At 67.9% G+C, this 22,301-nt stretch carries 19 protein-coding genes and 1 pseudogene; 13 read left to right on the top strand and 7 right to left on the bottom strand.

Features of this window, described 5'->3' with window-relative positions:
- The first annotated feature begins 7 nt into the window (after positions 1 to 7).
- Positions 8 to 1,114: a glycosyltransferase gene (locus tag AMYAL_RS0116240; RefSeq protein ID WP_020632358.1), complete on the top strand. Its 1,107-nt coding sequence runs from the start codon at positions 8 to 10 to the stop codon at positions 1,112 to 1,114.
- 25 nt (positions 1,115 to 1,139) lie between these two features.
- Here the strand turns inward: AMYAL_RS0116240 and AMYAL_RS0116245 are convergent, their stop codons facing one another.
- On the bottom strand, positions 1,140 to 3,044 hold the full coding sequence (locus AMYAL_RS0116245; protein ID WP_039794015.1) for an FAD/NAD(P)-binding protein: 1,905 nt from the start codon (positions 3,042 to 3,044) through the stop codon (positions 1,140 to 1,142).
- Positions 3,045 to 3,168: 124 nt separating this feature from the next.
- Here AMYAL_RS0116245 and AMYAL_RS0116250 point away from each other — a divergent pair, with 124 nt between their 5' ends.
- From AMYAL_RS0116250 to AMYAL_RS0116260, 3 genes are all read left to right on the top strand, one after another.
- Positions 3,169 to 4,299, top strand: a complete 1,131-nt coding sequence (locus AMYAL_RS0116250) for an LLM class flavin-dependent oxidoreductase (protein WP_020632360.1) — start codon at positions 3,169 to 3,171, stop codon at positions 4,297 to 4,299.
- A 424-nt stretch (positions 4,300 to 4,723) separates the two neighbouring features.
- Complete coding sequence (locus tag AMYAL_RS0116255; RefSeq protein ID WP_026467139.1) at positions 4,724 to 5,977, top strand: MFS transporter; 1,254 nt, start codon at positions 4,724 to 4,726, stop codon at positions 5,975 to 5,977.
- Positions 5,978 to 6,179: 202 nt separating this feature from the next.
- Positions 6,180 to 7,499: a sensor domain-containing diguanylate cyclase gene (locus AMYAL_RS0116260; protein WP_020632362.1), complete on the top strand. Its 1,320-nt coding sequence runs from the start codon at positions 6,180 to 6,182 to the stop codon at positions 7,497 to 7,499.
- On the opposite strand, the gene AMYAL_RS0116265 is transcribed toward AMYAL_RS0116260, so the two are convergent.
- Positions 7,496 to 8,077, bottom strand: coding sequence for a TetR/AcrR family transcriptional regulator (locus AMYAL_RS0116265; protein WP_020632363.1), 582 nt, complete (start codon positions 8,075 to 8,077; stop codon positions 7,496 to 7,498). The genes AMYAL_RS0116260 and AMYAL_RS0116265 overlap by 4 nt on opposite strands.
- A gap of 134 nt (positions 8,078 to 8,211) precedes the next feature.
- Here AMYAL_RS0116265 and AMYAL_RS0116270 point away from each other — a divergent pair, with 134 nt between their 5' ends.
- Positions 8,212 to 9,438, top strand: a complete 1,227-nt coding sequence (locus AMYAL_RS0116270) for a lipase family protein (protein WP_026467140.1) — start codon at positions 8,212 to 8,214, stop codon at positions 9,436 to 9,438.
- 645 nt (positions 9,439 to 10,083) lie between these two features.
- On the opposite strand, the gene AMYAL_RS0116275 is transcribed toward AMYAL_RS0116270, so the two are convergent.
- Positions 10,084 to 10,491 carry a DUF3151 domain-containing protein gene (locus AMYAL_RS0116275; protein WP_020632365.1) on the bottom strand — a complete coding sequence of 136 codons (408 nt, stop codon included), beginning with the start codon at positions 10,489 to 10,491 and terminating at the stop codon, positions 10,084 to 10,086.
- A gap of 231 nt (positions 10,492 to 10,722) precedes the next feature.
- Here AMYAL_RS0116275 and AMYAL_RS45940 point away from each other — a divergent pair, with 231 nt between their 5' ends.
- Positions 10,723 to 11,940, top strand: coding sequence for a hypothetical protein (locus AMYAL_RS45940; protein ID WP_039794019.1), 1,218 nt, complete (start codon positions 10,723 to 10,725; stop codon positions 11,938 to 11,940).
- 3 nt (positions 11,941 to 11,943) lie between these two features.
- Here AMYAL_RS45940 and AMYAL_RS0116285 read toward each other — a convergent pair whose 3' ends face one another.
- The 3 genes from AMYAL_RS0116285 to AMYAL_RS0116295 all read right to left on the bottom strand — a co-directional run bounded on the left by AMYAL_RS0116285 (position 11,944) and on the right by AMYAL_RS0116295 (position 15,364).
- A complete protein-coding gene (locus AMYAL_RS0116285) occupies positions 11,944 to 13,149 on the bottom strand; it encodes an ATP-binding protein (protein WP_020632367.1) in 1,206 nt (401 codons plus the stop codon).
- 278 nt (positions 13,150 to 13,427) lie between these two features.
- Positions 13,428 to 14,459: a class II fructose-bisphosphate aldolase gene (fbaA, locus tag AMYAL_RS0116290; protein WP_020632368.1), complete on the bottom strand. Its 1,032-nt coding sequence runs from the start codon at positions 14,457 to 14,459 to the stop codon at positions 13,428 to 13,430.
- Between the two features lie 83 nt (positions 14,460 to 14,542).
- Positions 14,543 to 15,364 carry an LLM class F420-dependent oxidoreductase gene (locus tag AMYAL_RS0116295; RefSeq protein WP_020632369.1) on the bottom strand — a complete coding sequence of 274 codons (822 nt, stop codon included), beginning with the start codon at positions 15,362 to 15,364 and terminating at the stop codon, positions 14,543 to 14,545.
- Between the two features lie 50 nt (positions 15,365 to 15,414).
- Between AMYAL_RS0116295 and AMYAL_RS0116300 the strand changes: the two genes are divergently transcribed.
- The 6 genes and pseudogenes from AMYAL_RS0116300 to AMYAL_RS0116325 all read left to right on the top strand — a co-directional run bounded on the left by AMYAL_RS0116300 (position 15,415) and on the right by AMYAL_RS0116325 (position 21,184).
- Positions 15,415 to 16,326, top strand: a complete 912-nt coding sequence (locus AMYAL_RS0116300; RefSeq protein ID WP_020632370.1) for an aldo/keto reductase — start codon at positions 15,415 to 15,417, stop codon at positions 16,324 to 16,326.
- A gap of 82 nt (positions 16,327 to 16,408) precedes the next feature.
- Entirely contained in the window at positions 16,409 to 17,299 is an 891-nt protein-coding gene (locus tag AMYAL_RS0116305; RefSeq protein WP_020632371.1) for an SDR family oxidoreductase, read from the top strand.
- Positions 17,300 to 17,303: 4 nt separating this feature from the next.
- On the top strand, positions 17,304 to 17,777 hold the full coding sequence (locus AMYAL_RS0116310; RefSeq protein WP_020632372.1) for a pyridoxamine 5'-phosphate oxidase family protein: 474 nt from the start codon (positions 17,304 to 17,306) through the stop codon (positions 17,775 to 17,777).
- Between the two features lie 83 nt (positions 17,778 to 17,860).
- Positions 17,861 to 19,327: a flavin-containing monooxygenase gene (locus AMYAL_RS0116315; RefSeq protein ID WP_020632373.1), complete on the top strand. Its 1,467-nt coding sequence runs from the start codon at positions 17,861 to 17,863 to the stop codon at positions 19,325 to 19,327.
- Positions 19,327 to 20,193: a metal-dependent hydrolase gene (locus tag AMYAL_RS0116320; RefSeq protein ID WP_020632374.1), complete on the top strand. Its 867-nt coding sequence runs from the start codon at positions 19,327 to 19,329 to the stop codon at positions 20,191 to 20,193. The genes AMYAL_RS0116315 and AMYAL_RS0116320 overlap by 1 nt, the downstream gene beginning before the upstream one ends.
- Positions 20,190 to 21,184: pseudogene (locus AMYAL_RS0116325) on the top strand (PDR/VanB family oxidoreductase). The gene AMYAL_RS0116320 and the pseudogene AMYAL_RS0116325 overlap by 4 nt, the downstream one beginning before the upstream one ends.
- Positions 21,185 to 21,188: 4 nt before the next feature.
- Here AMYAL_RS0116325 and AMYAL_RS0116330 read toward each other — a convergent pair.
- Positions 21,189 to 21,473 carry a YciI family protein gene (locus tag AMYAL_RS0116330; RefSeq protein WP_020632376.1) on the bottom strand — a complete coding sequence of 95 codons (285 nt, stop codon included), beginning with the start codon at positions 21,471 to 21,473 and terminating at the stop codon, positions 21,189 to 21,191.
- A 164-nt stretch (positions 21,474 to 21,637) separates the two neighbouring features.
- On the opposite strand from AMYAL_RS0116330, the gene AMYAL_RS0116335 reads away from it, so the two are divergent.
- On the top strand, positions 21,638 to 22,213 hold the full coding sequence (locus AMYAL_RS0116335) for a SigE family RNA polymerase sigma factor (protein ID WP_005152416.1): 576 nt from the start codon (positions 21,638 to 21,640) through the stop codon (positions 22,211 to 22,213).
- Positions 22,214 to 22,301: the final 88 nt, after the last annotated feature.

Below are 22,301 nucleotides of genomic sequence, written 5' to 3' on the forward strand. Positions count from 1 at the left end.
CGGAGGAGTGCGGATCCTCTTCACCTGCCGCCCGGCGTACGGCCACCTGTACCCGTTGATGCCGCTCGCGATCGCCGCCCGCGACGCCGGGCACGAGGTGCTCTTCGGGACCGGCGAGACGTTCTTGGACAAGGTCCGCGCGCTCGGTTTCGACGCGCACAAGGTCGGGGCCTCGATTCAGGAGGCCGCGGACGAAGCCGGTGGCGGCGACCCGGTGCAGGTCATCCTCACCACGTTCGCCGAAATCCTGCCGCGCGCCACCATCGCCGATCTGACGCCGCTGCTCCCGGTGCTCCGGCCGGATCTGGTCGTCTACGAAATGAGCGACGTCGGCGCGGCGACGGCCGCCCGGCGGGCCGGGATCCCGGTGGTGTCCCACGTGATCGGCCGTTCGATGCCCGCCGAACTGATGGCCGTCGCCGCGGACAGGCTCGCGCCGCTGTGGGACGGGAACCCGCCCGCCAACCTGATGCTGGGCGACGCCGGGATCGACGTGTGGCCGGACAGCTTCCGCGACCCGGAACTGACCGGGCTACCGACGGTCTTCCGGCTCCGGCCGGTGCCGTGGAACGAACCGGGCACGCTGCCGTCGTGGCTCGACGGACGCGACCGGCCGCTCGTCTACCTGACGCTGGGCACCGTCGTCTTCGGCGCCACCGGCCCGCTGCGCGCGGCGATCGACGGGCTTTCCCGGCTGCCGGTGGACGTCCTGGTCGCACGCGGCCCCGGCGACCCCGCCGAACTCGGCGAGGTGCCGCCGAACGTCCACATCACCGGTTTCGTGCCACAGTCCGAGCTTCTTCCGCGCGCCGACCTCGTGGTGCACCACGGCGGAACCGGGACCGTGCTCGGCGCGCTTTCGGCCGGTTTGCCGCAACTGGTGCTGCCGCAGGGCGCGGACCAGTTCGTCAACGCAGCGATGCTGGAAACGGCCGTCGCCGGGCGGGCGCTGCTCGGGGATCGGGTCACCGCGGACGCCGTCGAGGAAACGGCGGCGCTCCTGCTCGAAGACCCGCGCGTGCGCGAGGTCGCCGCCAGGGCGCGGCACGAGATCGCCGCCATGCCCGCGCCGTCCGAGGTCGTCCGGAGGCTGGCGGAGTTCGCCGCGGTCTGAATCCGCGTGAGTGGCAAGGCTGGTTCTAACCGTCCTCGCCGCTCACGAGCTTCAAGATCTCGCGCGCCACGATGTCGTTCTGCCTGAAGGAAATCGCGTTGGTCCGCGGCCGGGTGAACGCCCCGGCGGACCGCGCGGAAGTGTGCGGGCCGAGGGCGAACCGGCGCGGATGGGGACGGCCTTCGCCGTCGAGCATCCGGCCGTCGGAGACGCGGGTGTGGATGCGGCCCGCGAGCAGCCTGTCGCCGGTGACGGTGTCGAGCACGGCCTCCTCGCCCAGCGCGCCACTGTCGCGCAACTGTCGCAAAAGGACGTCAGACGCCCTGGCGATACTCGGCTCGGGCAACCGGGCCTCGACGAGGGTCCGCGCCTCGGTCTCACCGGGGAAACTCGCCCCGGAAGCGACGAACGACCGGCGTTCTTCATCGGCCGACACCCGCATTTCGGCGCCCAGGAAGGAAACGAGACCGGCCTCCTGGAGCGCGAGCAGTTCCTCCAGCCGTCGCGGCGGCGGCCCGCTGGCGAAGTACGAGAAGAAGCCGAGAAACCAGCCGTCCAGATCGGACAGTTGAGACGCCGCGTCGAGCCGTCCGGTCTGCACCAGCGCGGGAAGCTGGCCCATCACGGACAACAGTGCCATGAACGCGCCCAGATCCGCGCTGTACTCGCCGTCCGCGCGACGGTTCAAGTCCGCCTCGACGTACTCGCGCAGTTCCTTGCCGTACTCCTCGGCGGTGCCGAACTCGGCGCCCGCCATCGGCCGGTCGAGCCGGTCGAGGTCGAGCCGGTCGTCCGGCGCCGGGACCGCCCGCGCCACGAGTGCGTCGAGTTCGCCGGGCGGGGTGTCCGCGAAGGCGTCGGCGAAGACGGCGTAGTCCATCCGCACCCGTTCGGGGTGGGCGGTGAACAGCTCGCTGTAGTAAGCCCAGGCGAGTTCCTTCGCGATCAGCGGCCAGACGTCGCGGCGGAAGTCGATCCGCCCTGGCACGGCGCAGAGCTTCTCGATGGCGTAGGCGTCGAAGAACCTGGGCAGCTGCAACGGTTTCCCGCTCAGGCGGTAGCCGATCTTCGCGTGATACGGCACCCCGCGACGCGAACCGATGTGCAGCAAGGGCTCGGCGCCGCTCGGGTGATACTTCAGCCCGCCGCACGCCTGTTCTTCGAAACGGCCGCCGCGGCCTTCGGTCAGCAGCAGCATCAGATCGACGAACGCGAGGCCGAATCCGCGCACCAGCACGGTTTCACCGGGCGCGATCGCCGAATAGTCGACGTCGGCGGTGTAGCCGGCGGGGTAATAGGCGAGGTCGTGACGGGCGGCGAAGCGCGCTAGCTCTGTCTCGCGGTCGTCGGGTTCGGCGTCGAGATGCCCGACGGTGAACAGGACCGCGTCCGCTTCGAGTGGTTCCGCGCGGTCCTCCAGCCAGAGAGACTGCCGCTCACCGTCTTCGAGCCGCACCGCGCGGGTCCGGTGCTCGACGACCTCGATCCCGGCGGGGAGTTCGGCGAGCACCTTGCGGTGGAACCAGACGAGGTACGCGCTCTGCAACCGTCGCGTCGGGAAGTGATCGCTTTGCAGCGCCTCGAGTTCGGCGCGCAGGCTGTCGTCGACCTCGGCGCCGAGCTCGCCCTCGCGGACCTGCCGCGCCCACTCGATCAACGACGGTCCCGGCCGGATCGGGCCGTCGATCAGCACGGTGTCGTCGGTGAAGACCGTGACGTCCTCGGGCATGGAGTTCATCCGCAGCAGCGGCGACTGCTCGTACCGCCAGACCCGTCCGGGGCCCGCCGGAAACGGATCGACCAGATGCACGACCAGCCGCCGCCCGCGAAGCAGCTCGGCGGCGTTGGCGCCGAGCCGCTCGAGCACGCCCACCCCACGCGGCCCCGCGCCGACCACCGCGAGCACGTAGGGAAGGTCTGCGGTACTCACGAAGCCGAAGCTACGCCGGGATTCCGGGGAGCGTGCGGGTTCTCAAGGAGCGGAACTCGTTGCCACGCCGAGGAACCTGCGCGTACTCGTCGTGGAAGGGGGACACGGACGAGAGGGACGGACGATGCCGGTCGAATTCCTGGGTATCGGAGGCACCAACGACGGTTCGGAGACCCATCCGCGATCGGGTGGCGCCTTCGACAAGGACTACACGCTGCGCCTCGCGCGGGCGCACGAAGAATTCGGCTGGGACCGGGTGCTGTTCGCGTACGGTTCCAGCGGTCCGGACCCGGCGCAGGCGGCCGCTTTCGTCGCGGCGAAGCTCGACAAGCTCCAGATCCTGTTGGCGCATCGGCCGAACGTCTCGTATCCGACCTACGCGGCGAAGACGTTCGCCACGCTGGACCAGCTCTCCGACGGAAAGCTCACGGTCCACTTCATCACCGGAGGCAGCGACCACGAGCAGCAGCGTGAAGGCGACTACCTCACGAAGGACGAGCGCTACTCACGTACGCGCGAGTACATCCAGATCGTGAAGCAGGCGTGGACGTCCGAGGAGCCCTTCGACCACGAAGGCGAGCACTACCGTTTCGCAGACTTCGTCCTTGATGTCCGTCCGGTGCAGCAACCCCGCCCTGGCGTCTCCTTCGGAGGCTCGTCTCCAGCGGCGTACGCGGCCGGCGGGGCCGAAGCGGACATCTTCTGCCTGTGGGGCGAGCCCCTCGCGCAGACGGCCGAGCAGATCGAGGCCGTCAAGGCCGCGGCGAAGGCGGCGGGCCGGACCGACGTCCCGCGAATCCAGGTCGCTTTCCGCCCGATCATCGCGCCGACCGAAGAACTCGCCTGGGAGAAGGCGCATCGCACGGTCGACACCATCAAGTCCCGGACGAGCGGGGGCAGGCAGCTGACCAGGCGGCATTCGCTCACGAGCCCGGAGAACACCGGCTCGCAGCGGCTCCTCGCGGTCGCCGCCGAGGGCGAGCGGTTCGACCGGGCACTGTGGACCCCGACCGCGGCCGCGACCGGCGGCGCCGGGAACTCCACCGCGCTGGTCGGCACGCCCGAAACCGTCGCGCAGGCCCTACTCGACTACTACGACCTCGGCGTCGACATCCTCTCGGCGCGCGGGTACGACATGCTCGGCGACACGATCGACTTCGGCCGGTACGTCATCCCGATCGTGCGCGAAGAGGTCGCCAAACGCGACGCTGCGAAGGCCTCTTCGGCCAGGGAAGTGCTCGCCGTCGACGGCTGAGCCGCTCACTCCACCGGTCATCCATTCGGCGTATCGCGCGAGCGCCGCGACGCTCGCTCAGCGGAGTCAAAGCAAGCTTCGGACACGCTCCGCGCACGAGCGGCGAAGGCTCGCGTGGCCACCAGCCCCGAAGCGGGAGTCCCGACCGCGCCGCGTGAGCCGCATGCGGCCTTTACCGGCGAAACATCCGAAACAGCAGAAAGTCGCAGGTCCGCATACAGATTCCGATCAGCGGTACATCGCAACGGGCGGCGGCCCTTTCGCGAAAAAGATCTCCGACTCCAGAAACCCGGCGAAAGAACCTAGCCAATCACCAACAGTCAGGAGACACTTACGTGAACGAATGACGCTTCGTGACGAGCTCGTGACCGCGTTACTCTCGGTCACGAGTTTGTCGCGTAATAAGGACCCTATTGGGGGCAACATGGCTTCGGCCGGACGGGTCACTTACCGAGAAGTGTTCGGCGTAGCCGAGTTCCGTTCGCTCTGGTTCGCCGAGCTGTTCTCGATCTTCGGCGACCAGCTCGCCAGGGTCGCCCTCTCGGTCCTCGTCTTCACCGAAACCCGCTCCGCGACCCTGACCGGGCTCACCTACGCGCTGACCTACGCCCCGTCTCTGCTCGGCGGCATCTTCCTCACCGGTTTCGCGGACCGCTTCCCCCGGCGCACCGTGATGGTGGTCGTGGACCTGCTGCGGGCCGCGCTGATCGCGCTGGTCGCGGTCCCGGTACTGCCGTTCTGGGTGCTGTGCGTCCTCGTCGGCGCCGTCTCGCTGCTGAATCCGCCGTTCAAGGCCGCCCAGCTGGCCCTGCTGCCGCAGATCCTCGAAGGCGACCGGTTCGTCGTCGGCATGGCGATCCGCAGCATGACCGTCCAATCGGCACAGCTGGCCGGATTCGCCGGCGGCGGGTTCCTGCTGACCGCGCTCGAACCCCATATCGCGCTGGCGCTGGACGCGGTCACCTTCCTGATCTCGGCCCTGTTCGTCCGGTTCGGCCTGGCTTCGCGCCCGGCCGCGGCGGCAGGCGAGAAACGCAAGTCGTTCTTCGCTTCGATCGGCTCGGGCGGGAAGATCGTCTTCGCCAGCTCCGGCCTGCGCTCGCTGCTGCTGTTCACCTGGCTGATGGGCCTGTTGCCGGTGTACGAGGGCATCGCGGCGCCCTACGTCGCCTCCTCGGGCGGCGGCCCCGAAGTCATCGGCCTGCTGCTGGCCGCCGACCCGATCGGCAGCGTGATCGGCGCGTTCATCTACTCGCGCTGGGTACCGGCACACGTCAGACCGAAACTGATCGGGCCGCTTTCCGCGCTGACCGCGATCCCGCTGCTGTTCTGCTTCCTGCAGCCCGGTCCGCTGTCGTCGATCGTGTTGTTCGTGGTCTGCGGCGGTTTCGGCACGGTGGCGCTGATGCAGGCGACGGCGTCACTGACGCTGGCCGTGCCGGACGAGAGCCGGGCGCAGGTCATGGGCCTGTCGAACACCGGGCTGACCACGACGATGGGCGTGAGTCCGCTGATCGGCGGCATCCTGGCCGATCAGGTGGGCCCGCAGTCGACGGTCGGCGTCTTCGGGCTTGCGGGCTTGCTGCTGACCATCCCGCTGGCGTTGAGCTGGTGGCGGACTCTCAGCGGTGACCCGGAACGATGGCAGGAAAAAGACGCCGCACGCGCAGAACATTGAGGTGTTCCACGCGCCGGCCCGACAGCGCGGCCTGACGGCGCGCGCCCCAGTTCACTGATCCCTACCGGCCATCGCTGGCACCTTTCCCTCGACCTCTCAGAGAAAAGTACACACCTAGGGAGCTTGTCGACAGCCCGCAAGTCGGTAGAAGCTGTCCGTAAGTAGGGGGTTTCGGAGAATGACGCAAGAGTCAGGGGGAAAGATGATCACATCGGAGGAACGCGCTGGACATCGTTCGGCTCTCACGGTAGCGACGTGGGAGCTGTGGAAGAGGCCCAAGAACTGGATCGCCTACACCGGGCTGTCCGTGGCGACGATGCTGGCACTGACGGGGGTCTTCGCAGCATCCATCGCCATCACGTCTTCGCAGGTCCTGCTTTGTTTCCTGCTCGCCGGGCTCGCCATCGCGCACACCGAGGCGACCCGCCGGATCGAGCGGCAGCGCCGCAGCATGAGCGTCACCCCGCACATCAACATGACCTCGGTCTGGGTGCTGCCGGGTGCGATTCTGCTTCCGCCGCAGCTGACCGCGCTTCTCGTGACAGTGATCTACCTGCACCTCGGATACCGCAGCTGGGCGGGACTTCGCACGGTCAATCCCCATAGGACTGTGGCGAACGCCACATCGATGACGCTGACCGCGTTCGCCGCGTGGGCGGCCGTGCAGGCCGTCGGCGCCGACCTGGCGTCGGTGACGTCGATCTGCGCCGCGAGCCTCGCCTTCTTCCTGATGAACGCCGTCTTCACCGGCACCGGCCTGTACTTCGCGGCGCCCAAGCAGGCGACTGTCCAAACGCTCCTCGGCTCTTGGGACGACAACATCCTCGAAGCCTCCACGGTCTGCATCGGCGCGCTCGTGCTCACCGTGGTGCCGCATCAGCCGGTGCTCGTGCTGCTCGTCTTCCTGCCGCTCTACCTGCTCCAGCGTTCGGTGCTGATCAAGCAGCTGGAAGAGCTCGCGACGACCGACCAGAAGACCCAGCTGCTCAACGCCACGACCTGGCAGCAGGGCGCCGTCCGCGAGATCGCCCGCGCCGAGCGCGAGCACGGCCAGTTCGGCGTGCTGATGATCGACCTCGACCACTTCAAGAGCATCAACGACACCTACGGCCACCTGGCGGGCGACGACGTGCTCAAGGGCGTCGCGGCGCTCGTCAAGGCCGAAACGCGGGCGCAGGACCTCGCCGGCCGCTTCGGCGGTGAAGAGTTCGTCGTGCTCCTGACCTCGTCGTCGAAGCAGGAGTCTGTCGCGGTCGCCGAGCGGATCCGGCAGCGGATCAGCGAAATGGTCATCAAGACCCAGGACAACGAGGGCAACTCCGTGGTCATCGAGGGGCGGACGGCGTCGGTCGGCGTCGCGACCTTCCCGCTCGACGGCCGGACGATCGACGACGTGATGGCCTCGGCCGACGCTTCCGTCTACGCGGCCAAGCGCAACGGCCGCAACCGGGTCGTGTCTTCACCGGACCTGGCGGCGGTCACCGAAGAAGCCGGAAAATCACTGGAGGCCGTCGCGGCCTAGCGCAGCCTCTCCATGACATCGGCGGCCGCGGTCCGAAGCCGGACCACGCCGCCGACGGTGAATTCGGTGAGCAGGTCGATGAGCGCGTCCGCGTCGGGCGGCTCACCGTCCCAGCTCGCCTGGACGAGTGCCTCTGTCATCGCGAAGAACAGCGTGACCAGAGCCTTGTCCGCGCGGCCTGAGTCGACGCCGTGGCGGGCCCAGCGCTGCCTGCTCGCCTCGGTGTAGACCCCCGCCAGCCGTGCCCGAAGCCGGGTGACGGCCGGATCGCCCAGGCGTTCCGCCTCGCGCAACACGGGGAACGCGTCGGGATTCGCCGCGACGAAGGCGAACATGTTGGCGTAGTTGGCGCGCGCCCACGACCGGAGTTCGGGCTGCGAAAGGTCGAGGGCGGGCGCGCCGATCGCCTCGAAGGCCCGCTCCTCGATATCCGCCACGACCTGGGTGAACAGCGTCGCGCGGTCGCCGAACTGCTCGTAGACGGCCTGGCGGGACACTCCCGCGCGCCGGGCGATCTGCTCGATCGTCGCGGCCTGCGCGCCGTGCACCGCGAAGACGCCGGCCGCCGAAGCCAGCACCCGCGCGCGCTGCTCGCCGATCGGGAGCTTGCGGGGCCTCCCTCTCGGCGCCGGACTTGACATCGTGCGCCACCTCACTGACTCTCTTTTTCGACACCCCTGTCGAAAATGTTTCTGCTCAACGAGGAGCAAGCATGCGTCCAGGATCCCGGCGCGGGATGGCCGCCGCCGTCTCAGCGGTCGCCATCGCGGCCCTGCTGACCTTCGGGGCACAGCAGGCCTTCGCCGCCCCGTCCTTCTACGATCCCCCGTCGCCACTGCCCGCGGGTGCTCCCGGCGACATCATCCGGCACGAACCGTCCACGTTCTACGTCGATCCCGTGAAACTCATCAAGGCCGACGCGGACGTCCAGCGGATCATGTACCGCAGCACCGACACCCACGGCAAAGCGAATGCCGTGACCGGCACCGTCCTCACCCCGAAGAAGGCGTGGACCGGCGCGGGCGAACGGCCGGTCATCGGCTACGCGGCCGGGACACAAGGCGTCGGCGACCAGTGCGCGCCGTCGAAGGCGCTCTCGGCGGGTATGGAGTACGAAGGGCCCTTCATCGCCGGGCTGCTGCTTCGCGGCTACGGCGTCGTCGTCACCGACTACGAAGGCCTCGGCACCCCCGGCGTCCACACGTACGTCAACCGCGCGGCGGAAGGCAACGCCGTCCTCGACTCGATCCGCGCGGCGCAGCGTCTGTCCGAAGCGAACCTGCCGGACAACGGTCCTGTCGCGACAGCGGGCTACTCGCAGGGCGGCGGGGCTTCGGCGGCGGCGGCCGAACTGCAACCGTCGTACGCGCCCGAACTCAAGCTGAAAGGCTCGTACGCGGGCGCCGTCCCGGCCGACCTGTCCGAGGTTGGCAAGAACATCGACGGGCACTACGCCTTCGGGTTCCTCGGCTTCACGCTGGTGAGCATGGACGCCGCGTACCCGGAGCTGAACATCCCGGCGGTACTGAACGCGAAGGGCGTCGAAGCGTTCGAGAAGGTCAAGCAGGAGTGCACTGTGGACGCGATCTTCGCGCACGCGTTCACCCAGTCGAAGAACCTGACGAAGGACGGCAGGCCACTGACCGCGTACCTCGCCGAGGAGCCGTACAAGACGCGAGTCGGCGAGCAGCTCATCGGGGCACGGAAGCCGGGCGCACCGACGCTGGTCGTCCACAGTGCACTCGACGACATCGTGCCCTACGAGCAGGGACGGACGATGGCGCGCTCGTGGTGCGCGAAGGGCGCGAAGGTGCAGTTCTCGACTTCGCTGGTTCCTACGCACGTAGGCGGGGCCGTTCGGGCTTTCCCGGAGGCTTTCGCCTGGCTTGAGGGGCGCTTCGCGGGGCTGCCCGCCGTGGGGAACTGCGGTCTGTTCTAGGGGTCGTAGCACGCGCCCCGCTGGTCGTGTTGCGAAAGCCACTTTCGCAACCTTCAACGTTGCGAAAGTGGCTTTCGCAACGCGACCTCCCCGCCAGATCGCACCAGATCCCAGGGGATCGCGGGTCTCGTAAGTGGTCAGGCCGGTGAGAGCCAAGGGGGTTCAGGTACCTACTTGTGGTGCGCGGGTGGCGGTGTCGTGTTCGGGTGAGGTGGGCGGTCATGCGTGATCAGAGTCGGATCACGCGAGTCACGCCTGAGGCGCCTGCCCTGTGACCTGTGTGCCCTGGTCGCTACCCGGTGATCGTGTCGCGAAAGCCACTTTCGGGACATCAGACGTCCCGAAAGTGGCTTTCGCGACACGCGGCCTGTGTCCGGGCCGCGCAGTCTCTCGGCGGTCGTGAGCGGTCAGGACGGCTAGGACCAAGGGCGTCTTAGGTACCTGCCGTGGTGCGCGGATGGCGGTGTCGTGTGTCCAGCAGGACGACACGCGTGACGGGATGGACGACACGTGTGTCCGGCGGGACGACTCGCGAGTCGTCCGTTCAATCACGCGTGTCGTCCGGGCAGTCACGTGAGACAGCCAGTCTCGCCTTGGGGTCATGAGTGGCAAGGACGGCCAGAACCGTCCTTACCACTCACGAGGTCACTTGAGGCCGGTGGCTTCCGCGGCGGCGGGATCCGAGTCGCTCAGGAAGGTCCGGCAGCGGTCGTACTCCTCGGTCTCGCCGATCTTGCCGGCGGCCTTGCCGAGGACAGCGAGGGCACGCAGGAACCCCTGGTTCGGGCGGTGCGCCCACGGCACCGGGCCGTGTCCCTTCCAGCCCGCGCGGCGGAGCTGGTCGAGGCCGCGGTGGTAGCCGGTGCGGGCGTACGCGTACGCGGCGACGGTCTCACCCGCGTCGAGCGCCTTCTCGGCGAGGGCGGCCCACGCCTCGCTGTAGTCGGGGTGCTCGGCGGCGACGGCGGCCGGGTCGGTCCCGGCGTCCAGCGCCGCCTGCGCGGCGGTGTGCTCGGGAAGATGCGTCGGCTGGGGGCCGAGGAGGTTCGTCATACGGCCATTCTCCCCGTGCCGTGTGATCAGAAGAACAGGCTCCCGAGAATGCCCCCACCGGCCAGCACCAGAGCGGCGACGAGTACCGCAGCGACAAGACGTTTCGGCATCATGGCGGCACACCTTGCCCTGCTTCGCACGCCGACCGCAAATCCACCACCCCTACGGGTGAACCCCGATTTTCGACCCCAAATGCCCCGCTCGTGATCTGGAGCAGGGAAGATGTCCCGCATGACAAAGGCGACAGAAGTGACCGGGGACCTTTCGCCGGGTGTCATCCCCCGCAGCCCGATCGCGAAGACGAGGCTGTTCTTCAAGCTCCATTGGCACCGCGGGGCGCCGGGACAGGCGACGCCGGACTGGGTGCTGAAGTTCTGCTACTCGATGTGGCTGGCGGCGTTCGCCTTCAAACTGGTGGGCTCGTCCTGGGACATGTCGTGGCATTTCATGTGGCTGCGCGACGACCTCGCCCCGCCGCATTTGATCAACACCGTCGGCACGGTGATCATCATGGTGCTGGTGGCGATCCACTCTTACACCGGGCTCGGCGCCGACAGGCGTTCGCTGCGGCTGATGCAGCTCGGGCTCGTGGTGTTCCTCATCGCGGCGCCGCTGGACGTCATCAACCACCGCGTCAACGGTCTCGACCTGACCGCGTGGAGCCCGTCGCACATGATGCTCTACATCGGAACGGGCATCATGCAGGCGGGCGTGATCATGGGCTGGCTGAAGTACGCCAAGCCCGGCAGGCTGCGCACCGGCGTCCTGATCGGACTGTGGGCGTTCTTCCTGGAGAACACGTTCTTCCCGAACGGTCAGCAGGAGTACGGCATCCTCGGCCTGCGCGCCTGGGAACGCGGCACGCCGGAGGCCGAACCCGAGCTGCTGAACTTCGCCGCCAACCAGATCGGGCATCCGGTCGACCGGGTGGCCGTCGAGTACTTCACGATGCCGATCGCCGACTGGGTCTACCCGCTGTGGGGCATCGGCGTGATGGCGCTGATCTTCGCGCTGGCGCGGCAGACGACCGGCTTCCGCTGGGCGGGCACGACGGTCGCCGCCGTCTACCTCGGCTACCGGCTGGTGATGTGGCCGCTGCTGCTCGGGATGGGCTTCCCGATCTCGGTCGTGCCGTTCTACCTGCTCGCCGTCGGTCTCGCCGTCGACCTGGCGTTCCGGATCGGCCGGGATCATCCGCTGCTGACGGCGGGCGCCGGCACGCTGCTGGTGACGTCGTTCGGCTACGGGATGCTGTGGGTGCAGTCGCAGTTCCGGCCGTGGATCCTCGGCGACGCGCATACGGAATCGGCGCCGCCGGTGGCCTACTGGACGGCCGCGGTCTGCCTGGTCGGAGTCGGCGCGCTGTGGGCCGCCGCCGGGCCGGGGACGCGGGCGGTGAACTCGCTGCTGGAGAAGCGCCGGGGGCGTACGGAACTGCCGGCCGCCTGAGGCTCAGGCCGGATCGTGCCCGGCCTGCCACAACGAAGCGAGCGGGAGCGCCGTCAGCCGATCACCGAAGCTGACGGCGCCCTGCTTTCCTGTATGCAAGACGATTCCCTGCGTGAACTGATCGCCGAGAAGGTCCCTTAACTGGGCGAGCCCGCGGAAGTCCGCCGCGGTCACCGTGTCTCGCGCCTTCGATTCGACGCCGACGACCTGCCCGTCGTCCCGTTCCAGGACCACGTCGACCTCCGCGCCTCCGCTCACTCGCCAGTGGTGCAGCCGGACCTCTGCTTCGCTCCACGTGGCTTGCTTGGCGAGTTCGTTGACGATGAAGGTCTCGACAAGGGGGCCACGGGTCGGCGCCACGGGCTTCGCCAGGGATTCGGGGGACACGCCCAGCAAGGAAGCGGCCAGTCCGGTGTCGGTGACGTGGAGCTTGGCGTGTTTCACCGCACGGGACGTCAGGTTTCGTGACCACGCCGGGAGCCGGTGGACCAGGAACACCGCTTCGAGCAGTTCAACGTACTTGTTCACCGTGGTGCGATGAAGGCCTGTCCTGGTCGAGGTGTTCACGCTGTTGTGCTCTTGCGCTGTGATGGAGGCCAGGTAGGCCAGCAAAGCCGTCATGGCGCTGGGTTCGTTGACCCTGGACATCTCCCGGATGTCGCGCTCCGCGATGGCCTGCACGTAGGCACGGAACCAGGCTTTGCGCGCACGCAAGCTGCCGAGAAGCGCGGGTTCGGGAAAACCGCCACGGCAGATACGCGCGAAGTAGTCCGCGCGATCGACGTTCGCGGGACCGAGGCCGAGCAAACGGCCGGGTTCGTCGAAAGCGACATCGATGAACCGCTCGAACCGCCCCTCGAACTCCCCTTGCGAGAACGGCCAAACATCGACGACGACGCCCCGGCCGGCCAAGGACTCCGAAAGACTGGGCGTCGCCAGAAACCGGGTGGACCCGGCCAGGACGTAGCGTCCTGGCCCGCTTTCCGCGTCGACTTCCGCCTTGATCGCCCTGATCAGCGGATCCCCTGCCCGTTGCACCTCGTCGATGAGCCTGGGCTCCGGACCGGTACCGGCGAACCCGACGGGATCCTCGATGGCCGCCTGCAGAAGCTGCTCGTCATCCAGGTTGAAGGAGGTCCCGCCGTGGCGCCGGTGCAGATGCCTGAGCATGGTCGTCTTGCCTGCCTGGCGAGGACCGTTGAGGATCACGACGCGGAAGTTCGCCAGATACTCCTCCGCGACGGCGTAACAGGCCCGTACCGGTCCGATTCGGCCATATCTCCTCGAAATGCCAGGGTCGTGTACATCTCACAGTACCGCTAGCCGACATTTCACGAACGGATGAACCGACATTCCACAGCACAAGTAACCGACATTTTGCTGATCTTGAAACTGCCGACCGGGACCACGTTCCACCTACGTGAAGGCCCCCTTCCTTGCGTCAGGCGCAAGGAAGGGGGCCTTCACGTACTTGGTGCGTTCCCTGGTCAGGAGAGCTTGTTGCCCGCCGAACCCAGCGACTGAGCGGCCTCGACGATGCGCGCGGCCATGCCCGCTTCGGCGGCCTTCAGGTAGCTACGCGGGTCGTAGACCTTCTTGTTGCCGACCTCGCCGTCGATCTTCAGGACGCCGTCGTAGTTCTTGAAGAAGTGGTCCGCGATCGGCCGCGTGAAGGCGTACTGCGTGTCCGTGTCGACGTTCATCTTCACGACGCCGTAGGACACCGCCTCGCGGATCTCCTCGGGCAGCGAGCCCGAACCGCCGTGGAAGACCAGCTCGAACGGCTTCGAACCGGGTGCGAGGCCAAGCTTCTTCGACGCCGCCTCCTGGCCGCCCTTGAGCACGTCCGGGCGCAGCTTCACGTTGCCGGGCTTGTAGACGCCGTGCACGTTGCCGAAGGTCGCGGCCAGCAGGTAGCGGCCGTTCTCGCCGGAACCGAGTGCGTCGATCGTCTTCAGGAAGTCGCCCTCGGCGGTGTACAGCTTCTCGTTGATCTCGGCCTCGACGCCGTCTTCCTCGCCACCGACGACGCCGATCTCGACCTCGAGGATGATGTTCGCGGCCGCGGCCTTGGCGAGCAGCTCCTGCGCGATCTCGAGGTTCTCGTCGAGGTCGATCGCGGAGCCGTCCCACATGTGGCTCTGGAACAGCGGGTGCTGACCGTTCTTGACCCGCTCCGCGGAGATCTCGATCAGCGGGCGGACGAAGCCGTCGAGCTTGTCCTTGGGGCAGTGGTCGGTGTGCAGCGCGACGTTGACGTCGTATTTGGCGGCGACGACCTGGGCGAACTCGGCGAGCGCGACCGAACCGGTCACCATGTCCTTGACCTTCTGGCCGGACGCGAACTCGGCGCCGCCGGTGGAGAACTGGATGATCCCGTCGCTCTCCGCCTCGGCGAACCCGCGGATGGCGGCGTTCAGGGTCTCCGACGAGGTCACGTTGATGGCCGGGTAGGCGAATTCGTTCGCCTTCGCCCGGTCGAGCATCTCCGCGTAGACCTCGGGGGTGGCGATGGGCATCGTTTACTCCTCCTCGAAGCAGGCTGGTGCACCTCTCGGCCGAATCGTACGAGGTCGGCCGGGAGGTGCCTACAGCCGTCGCGTCAGAGCAGGACGGCGGCGAGCGCGCGGTAGACCGGCAGGGGGTCCTGGTTCAGTACCTGGATGTTCACGTGGTCCGCCCCGGCTTCGAGGTGCGCGGTGACCCCGCGGGCGACCGTCTCGGCGTCGCCGTGCACGGCCAGCGCGTCGATCAGCTTGTCACTGCCCTGGCCTGTCAGGTCCTCGTCGGTGAAACCGAGTTTCCGCAGGGAGTTCGTGTAGTTGACGAGGCTGAGGTAGAACCCGGCACCGCGCCGTCCGATCTCGCGGGCCTTCACCGGGTCGGCCTCGAGGACGACCTTCTGTTCGGGCGCGAGCAGCGGTCCGTCGCCGAGGATCTCGCGCGCCTGGCGCGTGTGCTCGGGCGTCATCAGGTACGGGTGGGCTCCCGCTGTGCGGTCTCCTGCGAGTTTGATCACCTTCGGGCCGAGAGCGGCGAGCGCGCGGCCTTCGACGGGCACTCCGGCCTCGTCGAGCGCGTCGAGGTACTCCACCAGCGCGGTGTACGGCTTCTTGAACTCCGCGGTGTGCTCGCGGTGCCCGGCGCCGATGCCGAGCAGGAAGCGGCCAGGGTGCTTCGCCTCGACGCGTTTGTACGACTCGGCGACCGTCGCCGCGTCGTCCTTCCAGATGTTGACGATGCCGGTGGCGACCTTGATCGTCTTCGTCGCGTCGAGCAGTTCCTCCGCCTTCGCGAGGTCGCCGTCCGGTGAGCCGCCGAGCCAGATGGCACCGTAGCCGAGTTCCTCCAGCTCACGCGCGAGTTCCGGGGTGAACACGCTTTCGTGCTGCCAGATGCCGATCCTGCCGAGTTCGATTCCCATGCTCCGAGCCAACACCAGCCCCCGCCGATGTCTTCCCCTATGTTCGAAGCATGACGAAACTCGGGAACACCGACCTGGACGTCCAGGGGATCAACCTCGGCGGGAACGTCTTCGGCTGGACCGCGGACGAGCAGCAGTCCTTCGCCGTCCTCGACGCCTACACGGCGGCGGGCGGCAACTTCATCGACAGCGCCGACCTCTACTCGGGCGGGGGCTCCGAAACGATCATCGGCGACTGGCTGACCAAGCGCGGGCGCCGCGACGACGTCGTCATCGCGACCAAGACCGGTATGTGGGAGCAGCGGAGGGGGCTGTCCGCGGCGAACATCGCGGCGGCGGCCGAGGACTCGTTGCGTCGGCTCCAAGTCGACCACATCGACCTCTACTACGCGCACATCGACGATCCGGAGACCCCGATCGAGGAGACGCTGCGGGCCTTCGACGCGCTCGTGCGCGCGGGCAAGGTCCGCTACATCGCGGCGTCGAACTACTCCGCGGAACGACTGGGCGAGGCACTGTCCATTTCGGACCGTGAGGGACTCGCGAAGTTCGCCGCGCTGCAGCCGCACTACAACCTCGTCGAGCGGGACTACGAACGCGACCTGGCGCCGACGGTCGAGCGCGAAGGCCTGACCATCCTCCCGTATTTCTCGCTGGCCAAGGGTTTCCTCGCCGGAAAGTACCGCTCCAAGGACGACCTCGGCGACAGCCCGCGCGCCGCCCGTGCTTCGTCCTATTTGGACGAACGTGGCGAACGGGTCCTCTCGGCGCTCGACGGGATCGCGGACGGCCGCGGCGTCTCCGTCGCGGCCGTTTCCCTCGCGTGGCTCTTCGCGCAGCCGACGGTCACCGCGCCCATCGCGAGCGCCCGTTCGGTCGAGCAGCTGAACGATCTCCTGCCCGCCGCCGACCTCTCGCTCACCGCCGACGAGCTCGACGCCCTCACCACCGCCTCGCGCTGACGCTCGACCTACTTGTGGGTAGCTTACTCCGGGTAGGTTGAGGTAACGTCCGAAAGCCTTAGGGCTCGGACGAGGAGGCAACGTGGCCAAGAACAGCGTGAACGGCAAGGTCGTCCTGATCACCGGCGCCGCGAGGGGCATCGGCGCGGGACTCGCCGAACGCCTGGCCGCACAAGGCGCGAAGGTCGCCCTGGTCGGCATCGAGGCCAAGGAACAGCAGGCCGTCGCCGACAAGATCGGCGCGAACGCCCACGCCTGGGAAGCCGACGTCACCAGCTGGGACGACCTCGAACGGGCCACCGCCGGTGTCGTCGAGCACTTCGGCGGGATCGACATCGTGATCGCGAACGCCGGCATCGCGACCTCCGGTTTCGTCCGGTCGGTGGATCCGGCCGCCTTCGAGAAGGTCATCGAGGTCGACCTCCTCGGCGTCTGGCGTACCTTCCGCGTCACCCTCCCGCATGTCCTCGACCGCAAGGGCTACCTGCTCGCGATCTCCTCGCTGGCGGCGATCACCCACGCGCCCGGCATGGCCAACTACGCCGCCGCGAAGGCGGGCGTCGAGGCGTTCTGCAACAGCTTCCGCGCCGAAGTCGCCCACCTTGGCGTGAAGGTCGGCGTCGCGCACCCCACCTGGATCCGCACCGACCTAGTCGAGAGCGCCGACAAGCACCCGGTCTTCGGCAAGCTCCGCACCGGCATGCCCGGCCTGCTCGGCAAGACCTACCCGCTGTCCGTCGCGCTCGACCACCTCCAGGCCGGGGTCAACAAACGCGCCCGCACCGTGCACGTGCCGCGCTGGGTCGGCGGCCTCAAGCTCATCCGCGCGTTCCTGCCGCCGATCATCGAGATCGGCGCGAAGGGCCGGATCAAGAAGGCCGACGCGGCCGCACTCGTGGACATCAAGGAGCGCGGCGCGTACGAATCTTCGATAACCGGTCAGGCAGGCCGGGCCGCCACGAAGAAGGGCTGACCGCATGTCGCGTCGCGACCAGATCCGCATGACAGCCGACGAACTCGCCGCGTACCTCGACGAGCAGAAGGTCATCAACGTCGCGACGATCGGGCCGAACGGCCGCCCGCATCTCGCGCCGCTCTGGTACTACCCGCACGGGACGGGCATCGCGACCTGGACCTACGGCTCGTCCCAGAAGGCGAAGAACCTGGAGCGCGACCCGCACGCCACGGTGCTGATCGAGGACGGCGAAAGCTACGACAAGCTCCGCGGAATCTCCCTCGAAGCCGACGTCGAGGTCATCACCGATACGGCCGTGGTCACCCAGATGGGTATCAACCTCATGCAGCGGTACGCGGGCGCGAAGCCGGGCGACCCGGTGCCCGACCAGCTCACCGGCTTCATCGGCAAGCAGGCCCCGAAGCGAATCGGGCTGATTTTCACCCCGACCAAGATCGTGAGCTGGGACCACACGAAGCTCGGCGGAACATACTGATGAGTAAGTCGTACTAGAAAGTAACTGTTACTTCAGGTAACGTCATCCGCGCAGGAAAGCCTCGACGCGGAGGGCGTAGAAAGATGACCGAGCGATTCAAGGTCGTGATCGTGGGCACCGGATTCTCCGGGCTCGGCCAGGCCATCCAGCTCGAAAAGGCCGGGATCACCGACTACGTGATCCTGGAGAAGGCGGACGAAGTCGGCGGTACGTGGCGCGACAACTCGTACCCCGGCTGCGCCTGCGACGTGCAGTCCCACATGTACTCGTTCTCCTACGAGCAGAACCCGGACTGGTCGCGGTCGTTCTCGCCCGCCCCGGAGATCTTCCAGTACCTGAAGGACGTCACCGACAAGTACCGGCTGCGGCGCAAGATCCGGTTCGGCGTCGAACTCACCGGCGCCGACTGGGACGACACCGCGCGGCTCTGGCGCGTGCACACGAAGTCGGGTGACCTCGAAGCCCAGTTCGTCGTCTCGGGCGTCGGTGGCCTGCACATCCCGCAGGTCCCCAAGCTGCCGGGGATCGAGAAGTTCAAGGGCCAGACCTGGCATTCCGCGCAGTGGAACCACGAGTACGACCTGCGCGGCAAGAAGGTCGCCGTGGTCGGCACCGGCGCCAGCGCGGTCCAGTTCGTCCCGAAGATCGCCCCCGACGTCGACGAGCTGACGCTGTTCCAGCGCACGCCGCCGTGGATCATGCCGAAGCCCGACCACGCCATGCCGGGCTGGGCCAAGACGGCGTTCCGCCGGATTCCCGGTGTGCAGCGGCTTTACCGCAACGCGCTGTACTGGTTCCTCGAAGTGCGCGCCATCGGCTTCAACGGCCATCCCGCGATCATGAAGGCCGGCGAGGTGATCGCGAAACGCCATATCGGCAAGGGCGTGAAGGATCCCGAGCTGCGCAAGAAGGTCACCCCGGACTACACCATGGGCTGCAAGCGGGTGCTGATCTCCAACGACTACTACCCGGCGCTCGACCGGTCCAATGTGGACGTCAACACCGACGGCGTGCGCGAGGTCAAGGCGCACAGCGTCGTCGACGGGAACGGCGTCGAGCACGAGGTCGACGCGATCGTCTACGGCACCGGCTTCAAGGTCACGGACGCGTTGGAGTACCTGGACATCACCGGGATCGACGGCCGCGACCTCGCCAAGGAGTGGGCCGCCGAGGGGATGCACACGCACAAGGGCATCACCGTCTCCGGCTTCCCCAACCTGTTCTTCCTCCTCGGCCCGAACACCGCGCTGGGCCACAACTCCGTGGTGTTCATGATCGAATCGCAGGCACGGTACGTCGTCGACGCGATCAAGCTCGCCGATTCGCGTGGCGCCGCCGCGCTCGACGTCCGCACCGGCGTCCAGGAGAAGTTCCAGCGCGAGATCCAGGACAAGCTCGTCAAGGGCGTGTGGACCCAGGGCGGCTGCAAGAGCTGGTACCTCGACGCGAAGGGCGTCAACCGCACGATCTGGCCGGGCTTCACCTGGCGCTACTGGCTCGAGACCCGCAAGGTCGACCCGAGCGACTACGAGCTCAGCGGGAGGTCGTGATGACAGACCACGAGCAGATCGTCCTGCACGCGCGCGACGTCAAGTTCGACTGGGCGTCGCTGCCGATGCACTGGATCCCCGGCGAACCGCAGGCCACGCACACGATCAACGTGCTGCACCTGGCGCTGCCGGAGGGCGAGCGCTGGTTCGTCGAGGTGTTCAAGCAGGCCGTCCCGCTGATCCGCGACGAGCGGCTCAAGGAGGACGTCCTCGGCTTCATCGGCCAGGAGGCCATGCACGCCGAGGCGCACGACGGCGCCGCCGAGCACCTCGAAGCGGCGGGCGTCCGCGTGCGGCCGTACATCGCGCAGATGGAGTGGATGTTCCGCCGCCTGCTCGGCGATCGCGAACTCTCCGCGAAACGACGCGAGGAATGGCTGATCGAACGGCTCGCCGTCATCGCCGCGATCGAGCACTACACCGCGTTCCTCGGACAGTGGATCCTCGACGCCGAAGCGCTCGACAAGGCAGGCGCCAATCCGACGATGCTGGATCTCCTGCGCTGGCACGGCGCCGAAGAGGTCGAGCACCGTTCGGTGGCCTTCGATCTGTTCATGCACCTCGACGGCCGCTACGGCCGCCGCGTGCGCAGCATGCTCGTCGTGACCCCGGTGCTCGCGTGGGTCTTCCTGCGGGGTACCAGGTTCCTGATGAAGAACGACCCGACGCGGCCGGGCAAGACGAGGTTCCGGACCTATCTGCGCGTGGCGAAGCTCGGGCTGCTGCCTTCGGGAAAGCAGCTGCGGCACGAACTCCTGCCGTACTTCCGGAAGTCCTATCACCCCACCGAAACCGGCAACACCGATCAGGCCGTCGCGTACCTCGCGAGCTCCCCGGCCGCCTTGGCCGCCGACGAACCGCGGTGACGCCGCCGACGCGCCCGCTGCGGCTCGACGGCAGCGGGCGGACCGACCGCGCGATGGCGTCGCTGACCGGTGTCGTCGCGCTGTACCGCAGGCTCAGCGGCGTGAGCGGCCGTCGACGGCCGCCGTCGACCGCGATCTCCCGCTGGTCGTCGACGATCTCCGCGTCGAGGCCGAAGGCGTCGTCAGTCTCAAGCTGGTGCACGAGCGCGGCGAGCCGCTGCCACGGTGGCGGCCCGGCGCGCACGTCGACCTCTCGCCGCGACCGGGACTGGTCCGTCAGTACTCCCTGTGCGGCGACCCGGACGACCGCTCGGCCTACCGCGTCGGCGTCCGGTTGCTCGGCGAGGGATCGACAGCGGTGCACGCCTTGAAGAAGGGCGCGAGGATCACCGCGCGCGGCCCGCGCAACGCGTTCCCGTTCGTCGCGAGCCCCACGTACCTGTTCGTCGCGGGCGGCATCGGGATCACGCCGATCCTGCCGATGGTGCGGCAGGCGGCCGCCGCTGGCGCGGACTGGCGACTGGTCTACACCGGTCGCGACGAGGCTTCGATGCCGTTTCTGGATGAATTGTCCGGCTTCGGGGACCGTGTCTGGATCCGTCCGGACACGGACTACGGGATTCCCGCTTCGGGCACGGAACTGCTCGAAGGGGCACAAAAGAGTGCCCCGATTTACTGCTGTGGCCCGGTTCCGATGATCGTGGGCGTCCGGACGGACGCCGCGCTGCGCGGTTCGGGGCCGGTCTTCTTCGAGCGGTTCTCGACGCCGCCGATCGTCGGCGGCAAGCCGTTCCGTGTCGAACTGGCCCGCAGCGGCCGGACGCTGGACGTGCCCGCCGACCGCACGACGCTCGACATCCTGCGCGAAACCGTGCCAGGGATCGCTTATTCGTGCCGTCAGGGGTTCTGCGGTACGTGTGAGCTGCCGACGGTGACCGGCGACCGCGTCCGGGTCTGCGTCGACCGCGGGCCGGTCACCCTCGACCTCTGAGCCGTCAGGCTTCCTGCGGCAGCCAGGCGCCGATCACCGGCTTGAACTCGCGGACGGTCCGCTCCGCTACAACACCTTCGAGGTGGTACGGGTCCTGGTCGATGATCTCCTGCAGCGCCGCCTCGTCTGCCGCCTGGTAGAGCGAGATGCCGCCGGAGCCGTCGCCCAGCGGGCCACCGAGCGCGACGACACCCTGTTCCGCCAGGTCGGAGAGGAATTTCCGGTGCCGGGGACGCACGTCCTCCAGTTTTTCCTGCACGTACCGGATCTCCACCAGGAACCAGGCCATCGACATCTCCAAGATCGCTGCGAACGGGTCGTCGGTAGACGTTATCCGAACCGGAAAGGCGTTCTCAGCATCCGATCAGGCAGCAGTCCCGTCCCACCCGATACGCTGACCGAGCGTCCGGCACAGGTTGTGCTTCAAAGGGGTAAATGAACAGGTAGGGGTACATGTTCGAGGGCAATGCGGAACGCAGTGTCGAGGCGACCCTCGGCCACCTGCGCACCATGGACGGACCGGTCACGCCACCGCCGCCTGCGGCACCGCTGACCCTTGAAGATCTCTATCGCCAGCACCGGATGCGGCTCGTCCGGCTGGCCATCCTGCTCGTGGACGAACCGGCCACGGCCGAGGACGTCGTCCAGGAGGCGTTCACCGGGTTGCACCGCAACTGGGGAAAACTTCGCGACGCCGCCGCGGCCGTCGGCTACCTGCGCACCGCCGTGGTCAACGGATCACGCAGTGTGCTGCGCCGCCGCAAGACCGCGCGCGAGTACGTGGCGCCGCACGCCGTCAACGCGCGTTCGGCCGAAAGCCTCGCCATGCTGTCGAGTGAACATCAGGCCGTTGTGGGCGCTTTGTCCAAACTGCCGCCTCGTCAGCGCGAAGTTCTCGTGCTCCGTTACTACGGTGGGCTGAGTGAGGCCGAGATTTCCGAGGCCGCCGGTATTTCGAAAGGTACCGTGAAGTCAACCGCCAGCCGGGCACTCGAAGCACTGCAGAAAGCCATGCAGTCACCGAACTGATGCTCGGCTTTCATCTCGACCGCTGGGTTGTGCCGCCATGCTTGGTCCAGACCAATATATGCTGGGGGGCGTGAGAGGCGCCGGAGAT

Origin of the sequence: Amycolatopsis alba DSM 44262, assembly GCF_000384215.1 — a bacterium.
Classification (GTDB): Bacteria; Actinomycetota; Actinomycetes; order Mycobacteriales; family Pseudonocardiaceae; genus Amycolatopsis; species Amycolatopsis alba.